The 5896-nt window shown below is 69.5% G+C and carries 6 protein-coding genes, 1 pseudogene and 2 riboswitches; of the genes and pseudogenes, 6 read left to right on the top strand and 1 reads right to left on the bottom strand.

Features of this window, described 5'->3' with window-relative positions; all coding sequences use genetic code 11:
• Positions 1-152: 152 nt before the first annotated feature.
• A riboswitch (cobalamin riboswitch) is annotated at positions 153-369 on the bottom strand.
• Positions 370-579: 210 nt separating this feature from the next.
• A riboswitch (cobalamin riboswitch) is annotated at positions 580-745 on the top strand.
• A 27-nt stretch (positions 746-772) separates the two neighbouring features.
• Together DD1DGNOD_RS13445 and DD1DGNOD_RS30845 are read left to right on the top strand one after the other, a co-directional pair.
• Positions 773-925 carry a hypothetical protein gene (locus DD1DGNOD_RS13445; RefSeq protein WP_206443155.1) on the top strand — a complete coding sequence of 51 codons (153 nt, stop codon included), beginning with the start codon at positions 773-775 and terminating at the stop codon, positions 923-925.
• Between the two features lie 26 nt (positions 926-951).
• Positions 952-1032 (top strand): annotated as a pseudogene (locus tag DD1DGNOD_RS30845) (enoyl-CoA hydratase); the annotation flags it as partial.
• Between the two features lie 22 nt (positions 1033-1054).
• Here the strand turns inward: DD1DGNOD_RS30845 and DD1DGNOD_RS13435 are convergent.
• Positions 1055-1468: a VOC family protein gene (locus tag DD1DGNOD_RS13435; protein WP_131770282.1), complete on the bottom strand. Its 414-nt coding sequence runs from the start codon at positions 1466-1468 to the stop codon at positions 1055-1057.
• 235 nt (positions 1469-1703) lie between these two features.
• Between DD1DGNOD_RS13435 and DD1DGNOD_RS13430 the strand changes: the two genes are divergently transcribed.
• From DD1DGNOD_RS13430 to DD1DGNOD_RS13415, 4 genes are all read left to right on the top strand, one after another.
• Positions 1704-2126: a hypothetical protein gene (locus DD1DGNOD_RS13430; RefSeq protein ID WP_131766733.1), complete on the top strand. Its 423-nt coding sequence runs from the start codon at positions 1704-1706 to the stop codon at positions 2124-2126.
• On the top strand, positions 2123-2746 hold the full coding sequence (locus DD1DGNOD_RS13425; RefSeq protein ID WP_131766732.1) for a hypothetical protein: 624 nt from the start codon (positions 2123-2125) through the stop codon (positions 2744-2746). Before DD1DGNOD_RS13430 ends, DD1DGNOD_RS13425 begins: the two co-directional genes overlap by 4 nt.
• A 218-nt stretch (positions 2747-2964) precedes the next feature.
• A complete protein-coding gene (locus DD1DGNOD_RS13420) occupies positions 2965-4140 on the top strand; it encodes a macrolide family glycosyltransferase (protein WP_241251479.1) in 1176 nt (391 codons plus the stop codon).
• Between the two features lie 266 nt (positions 4141-4406).
• The coding region (locus DD1DGNOD_RS13415; protein ID WP_241255694.1) for a DNA polymerase at positions 4407-5896 on the top strand (1490 nt) is incomplete at its 3' end.

The raw sequence follows: 5896 nt of genomic DNA, 5'->3' as shown, positions 1-5896 counted from the left end.
GGGCCGCTCGTCCACCTCGGTCATACGCTCTCCCCTCGCGGGCTCGGACCGCAGGGTCCATGAGCACGTGGGAGGACGACGACCAGGAAGGCCACGCGGAAGCCGTGGCACGTCCTTCGGCTCTCCCTCGAAGCCCGGACCACCGCACGCCGGGGGCGCACGGCGAACTGACAGGTCTTCGGACTCGCGGGCACAGCCACCGAGGTGACCCACTACTGGCCGTCGCTTCCCAGGCTCGTCGTGAGCCCAGTGCCGATGACGGCGGTCGTTCCCACTCACCGCTGCGGGGCAGTCCCGGATTCGCACCGGGTTCCCTCTTACGACGCCCGACCTGGCTGACCGGGCAGAACCAGTTCCGGAACCGACTATAGGACCGGCGAGGCGGCACGCGCTCGCAACACCTCGCGTCCGTTCCGAACCCTCCCAGCGGCCCTCGGGGCGAACCCGCGTCGGGCCAGCCGCCGATCGGCGACCTGCCCGAGACAGGTACGCATGTCCACGACGGCCATGCCGGCTGTCCCGGACTCCCGGCGCCCAGACCTCGCGGTACCACTCGACATCGTTGGACTTCCTACTTTATGGTGTCGGAAGGTCCACGGTGCAGGGAAGCCGGTGCGAGTCCGGCGCGGTCCCGCCACTGTAACCGGGGAGCGAGACTCCGTCTGTTGCCACTGGCTGATGCTGGGAAAGCAGGAGTCATCGCCGATCCGGGAGCCAGGATACCGGCCGTGGATGGTTGTGTTCTTCCACGAGGATGGAGACGGCACGTATAATGATCGCTTTTTTCTGCGCGAAAACGGTTGAAGCGCACCCCCACTGGTCACCGGCAACCCTGGCCGGGGTCGGCGACGACCTGGTCGGCGCCTTCTTCGCACCCCTGGGGGCTGACGAACTCGGACTCGCCGATGGTGAGGTGACGCGATAGCGGCGAATCCGGCCGCAGCCGGGATGTCCGCCTTCGCCACGGCCGACCAGAAGGAAGGCATGACCGCCTCCGTCGAGAAACGCACACCCGATTTCCGCAATGCATGAGAAAACTCGGAGTGTCCCGCCCTCACATACCTCGCGTCGGCGGGGGTGTCGTTTCGTGGCTGTCGTACGGGCGGGTAATGATCTCCATGCCATGACCGGCCGGACCCAGGAAATACAGCCCGCGCCCGCCGTGATGGCGGCTGATCTCGCCGGGCTGCTTCCCGTACGGATCGGCGTAGTAGGTGATCCCCGCCTGCCGGAGTCGCTCGTGCGTCGGGTCGAACTCCTCGTCCGAGATGAGGAATGCATAATGTTGCATGACGATCGACTCCGCCGGGATGGCGGCGAAGTCCAGGGTGACCCCGTTGCTGGTGGCAACCGGAATGACCGGGCCCCACTCGGTCCCGACCTCAAGGCCCAGGATGTTTGCCAGGAACTGGGCGGATTCCCGGTTGTTCCGAGCATGAATGATGGTGTGGTTCAACTCGACTGACACAGTGGAATGCCTCCGCAAGGCACCTCACGGGCAACCTCCATGCCTCACCCGGCCGGTGACCGACACGCGATGCCGTGCCCGTGATCCTAAGCGGTACAACTTGCGGCGTCGAGGACCCCGCCCGACAACTCTCACGGAGAGTGCTTTCGCGACCAGGAAAAGTAATTTGGTTGACGAAACATGATTTATTTAGGTTAGCTTAAGTTGAAAGTTAAGTTTTCCTGAAGGAGGATGCGTGTCCCGGCGAACAACCCTTCTCGCGCCGCCCGTCTACCTGCCGCTCGGTCTCACCGCCCGTTCCGACGATCCGACGACCGACGCCACGACGACATCCCCGGGACACCCGGTAAGCAGCTCGACCGCCACCCCCACCACGGGGCCGGAAAGCGTGATCGCGCAGTACCCGACGCCCGCCAAGGAAATCCGGTCCGGGGAAGGAGAGGTCCGGACCGGGCCGCGGCGGAGCACCTATGTCGTCGGGCCCGCCGCAAGCCGGTACGAGGGCAGCAGCAGGCAGCAGGTGCTCCGTAAGCCCGCCGCCGGCGCGACGATCGGGGTACCGACCTTCTTCCGACACGGCATAGAAGGTCACTCGCCGGCGTTGACCAGCGGCGCGACTGCCACCTTCGCCGACGTCGCGCTCAAGCACCAACTATGACCGATCATGAGGGGACGGCTCCCGAGCGGCTCGTTTCCCTGCCCGCGGACCCACGACCTGTCCCAACCCTGATCATTACCCAGACCTCCCCGCCCAGCGGCGGGGTTCTGCCACGGTGGGTCTGTTTTCTCGCGACCGGGACAATGGTCATCCTCGGATGGGCGGCAGCCGTCTGGACCGCCACCCACCTCACCGCCGACCCGATCCTGCACACCGTCGCCCTGTTCGCGCATCTCGCCGCGCTGGTGGGCGGGTTCGGCGCGGTCCTTGCCATCGACTTCTTCGCGTTGTTGTGGCTGTCCGGCCGACGCGGCTTCCCGGACGTCATCCGGGTGGCCAGCGGCCTGCACGTGCTGATCTGGGCCGGGCTGGCGGGGCTCGTGCTCAGCGGTGTCCTGCTGCAACCGGACCTGTCCGCGCCACTGACACGGGTGAAGATCGGGCTGGTGCTCCTCATCGCACTCAACGGGCTGCACATCCAGGCGGTCCAGCACCGGCTGGAACAGCCTGCCGCCGTCACGTCCCGGATGCTTCTGACCCGATCGGTGATCAGCAATGTGCTGTCCCAGGTCGGATGGTGGGGTGCGATGGCCATCGGCTATCTCAACAGCCAGAACTGACCGGTCATCGCAGCCGCCGTCGCAGTAGCTCGGGCCCGGGAACAGGTTAAGGTCAGGGACATGGGTTTTCGTCAGATCTACGGCTGACATCGACGGGGGACGGGATCGCCGTTTCCCGCCCCGCGGACCGGTGTGTCCCACGGCAGGCTGTGCCGTCGCGGGCCACACACCGGTTTGTCGTGTCCCTTTCTCCGTAGACCTGAATCGAGTGGTCTTCCATGTCCCGTCACCGTGCCCATGTCGCAATGGTTGGCATTCCCGCCGTCAGTCACGTCCTCCCGAGCATCGAGGTCATCCGCAAGCTGGTGACCCGCGGCCACCGGGTGACGTACGCCAATGATTCGGCCGTGGCCGACCTGATCACAGCCACCGGCGCTGAATTCGTCCCATACGACTCCGGGCTGCCGGTCGCCGACAACGACTGGCCGAACGATCCCATCGCTGCGATGAACATCTTCCTCGACGACGCCGTCCAGGCACTCCCGCAGCTACACGCCGCCTACGACCACGACCGCGCCGACCTCTACCTGTACGACATCGGCGCCTACGCCGCCCGCGCCCTTGCCGAGGCACAGGACCGCCCCCTCGTGCAGCTGTCACCGACTTTCGTGGCCTGGAAAGGCTACGAGCAGGACGTCGCGGCGCAGCTGTGGCAACTACCCGGCGCCGACGCGTACCGGACGAAGTTCACCCGGTGGCTCGCCGGATGTGGAGCGTCCACCACCGACGTGGACACCTTCTCCGGCCGCCCACCGCGGGCTCTGGCGCTGATTCCCAGGGCCATGCAGCCACATGCGGACCACGTCGACACCGACACGGTGACGTTCGTCGGCCCCTGCTTCGGCGCGCGGACAGAGCAGAACGGCTGGACGCGTCCGGCTGATGCCGAGAACGTGCTGCTGATCTCCCTGGGCTCGGCGTACACACAGCAGTCGGAGTTCTACCGCCAGTGCCTGGCAGCCTATGGCGACATGCCCGGCTGGCACGTCGTCCTACAGATCGGAAAGCACACCGGCCCCGGGGAACTCGGCACCATCCCATCCAATACCGAGGTGCACCCCTGGGTTCCCCAGCTGGCGATCCTCGAGCAAGCCGACGCCTTCATCACCCACGCGGGAATGGGCGGCAGCAGCGAAGGGCTGTTCACCGGAACTCCCATGATCGCCGTTCCCCAGGCCGTCGACCAGTTCACCAACGCGGACCGGCTCGTCGAACTAGGCGTGGCCCGCCGCATCGACACCCCGGAGGCCACCTCCGCGATCCTGCGGGCCGCCCTGACCGAACTCGTCACCGATCCAGAGACCGCCCGCCGCTCGGCGCAACTGCGCGCCGACGTACGAGCCGAAGGCGGCACCATGCGGGCCGCCGACCTCATCGAGAACATGCTGGGCTGACCTTCAGGCCGTCACGGACAGCGGGTGGTGGACCGGGATCCGGTTCGCCACCCGCTCATCAGGCCCCGCGGTCGTGTTCCTGCCCGCCCCGACGGCCTGGGGCTGCGGACCACCGTCCTCGTCCCGCCCCGGCCGTGCTCCTTGATCTCTTGACCGTGAGTTCCCGGTGCGTTCGACCGGCGTGCCGTGGCGGGTCCGGACGGATCACCACGGCCAGGGCGAGGCCACGTCCCCGGCGCAGGGTCCACGGGCGCGAAGATGAGCGGATGGGGATGCCGCTGCTGACCGCCGGCGAGGTCACCCAGGGCCTGCATGCTGCCGGGGTCGGACGGCGGGACCCGGTGGCGGTCGTCGTGGTCGCCGGGGCGGGGGTCGGGCTGGCGTCCGAGCGGGGCTGTTGGGCGGTGCGGGCCTGCGAACCGTCCGCCGTCCTGGCCCAGGTCGAGGCCGCCTTCGCGCCCCGGTGGGTGTGGTGGTCGGCTCGGAGGACGGCGGCGCCGCTTGTCGCCGCCGGCGTGCGTCCGGCCGTCTGCTGGGACCTGGCCGCCGTCCACCGGGTGTTGCACGGTGGACGGCGGGACGACCCCGGCGCGGTGTGGGCCGCCGCCCGAGGGCTGCCGCCACCCGCCGGTGACGGGAGGGCGGCGCGAGGTGGGCAGCTCGACCTGCTGGCCGCGGCGGAGGACGCGGCCGACGGGGAGGACCCGGACGAGCCGGTCCGCGGCGACGGCCAGCTCCGCCGCGACTGGGCGGACGAGACGTGGACCCGCCCTGGCCGCGGCGACCCGGCCGGCCGGCTGCACCGGGCTGCCCGTTTCGCGGAGCTCGCCCTCGTCGTCCGGGCGACACAGGAGCGTGCGTTACGCCGGCTGGACGACCCGCGGACGGCGGCGGGCAACCCACGGACGGCGGCGGGTGGTACGCCGTTGGCGGTGCTGACGGCCTGGGCGGAGTCCGCGGCGGAGCTGCTCGCCTGCGAGCTGGAGCGGGACGGGTTGCCGCTGGACCGCACGGTCGCCCAGAAGATGATCGCCAAGGCTGCGGGCCCCCGGCCACGGGACGACGCCGAGGAGGTCGCCACCCGGCGGGCACGGGACGCTCCGGTGCTGGCCCACCTCGGCGGCGGCGTGGATCTGCGTAATCCGGCGGAGCTGCGAGCCGCCCTGCTAAGCCTTGGCATCGACGTCCCGGACACCAGGTCGGCTCGGCTGAAGCCGCTGCACGACGTCCACCCGGTCGTTGCGGCGTTGCTGGCCTGGCGGAAGGCCGAGCGGATCGCGACCACCTACGGGTACCGCTGGCTGGACAGCTATGTCGGCCCGGACGGCCGGCTGCGTGGCGGCTGGCGCGGCAGCGACGGCGCCGGCGGGCGCATGACCGCCCAGGCCGGGCTGCACAACCTGCCCGCCGGCCTGCGGGTCGCCGTGGCGGCCGAACCCGGTCACCGGCTCGTGCGGGCCGACCTCGGCCAGATCGAGCCACGGGTGTTGGCCGCCGTCTCCGGTGATCCCGCGTTGGCCCGGGCGACCGGGGACGAGGACATGTACGCGCCGGTGGCGGCCCGGCTCGGCTGTGACCGACCCACCGCCAAGGTCGCGGTCCTGGCTGCGATGTACGGGCAGACCTCCGGTGTCGCCGGCGCAGCCCTGCGCCAGATGCGGCAGGCATACCCCCGCGCCATCGCCTACCTGGATGCCGCCGACGCCGCCGGTCGGGCCGGCCTCGACCTGCGGACGTTCGGTGGCCGGCTGATCCG

This window comes from Candidatus Protofrankia californiensis (assembly GCF_900634765.1).
GTDB lineage: Bacteria > Actinomycetota > Actinomycetes > Frankiales > Frankiaceae > Protofrankia > Protofrankia californiensis.
This window is presented reverse-complemented; position numbering and strand designations above follow the sequence as displayed.

Coding starts and splice junctions, on each gene's coding strand:
- DD1DGNOD_RS13445 (WP_206443155.1), top strand. CDS start 773: ATGATCGCTTTTTTCTGCGCGAAAACGGTTGAAGCGCACCCCCACTGG.
- DD1DGNOD_RS13425 (WP_131766732.1), top strand. CDS start 2,123: ATGACCGATCATGAGGGGACGGCTCCCGAGCGGCTCGTTTCCCTGCCC.
- DD1DGNOD_RS13420 (WP_241251479.1), top strand. CDS start 2,965: ATGTCCCGTCACCGTGCCCATGTCGCAATGGTTGGCATTCCCGCCGTC.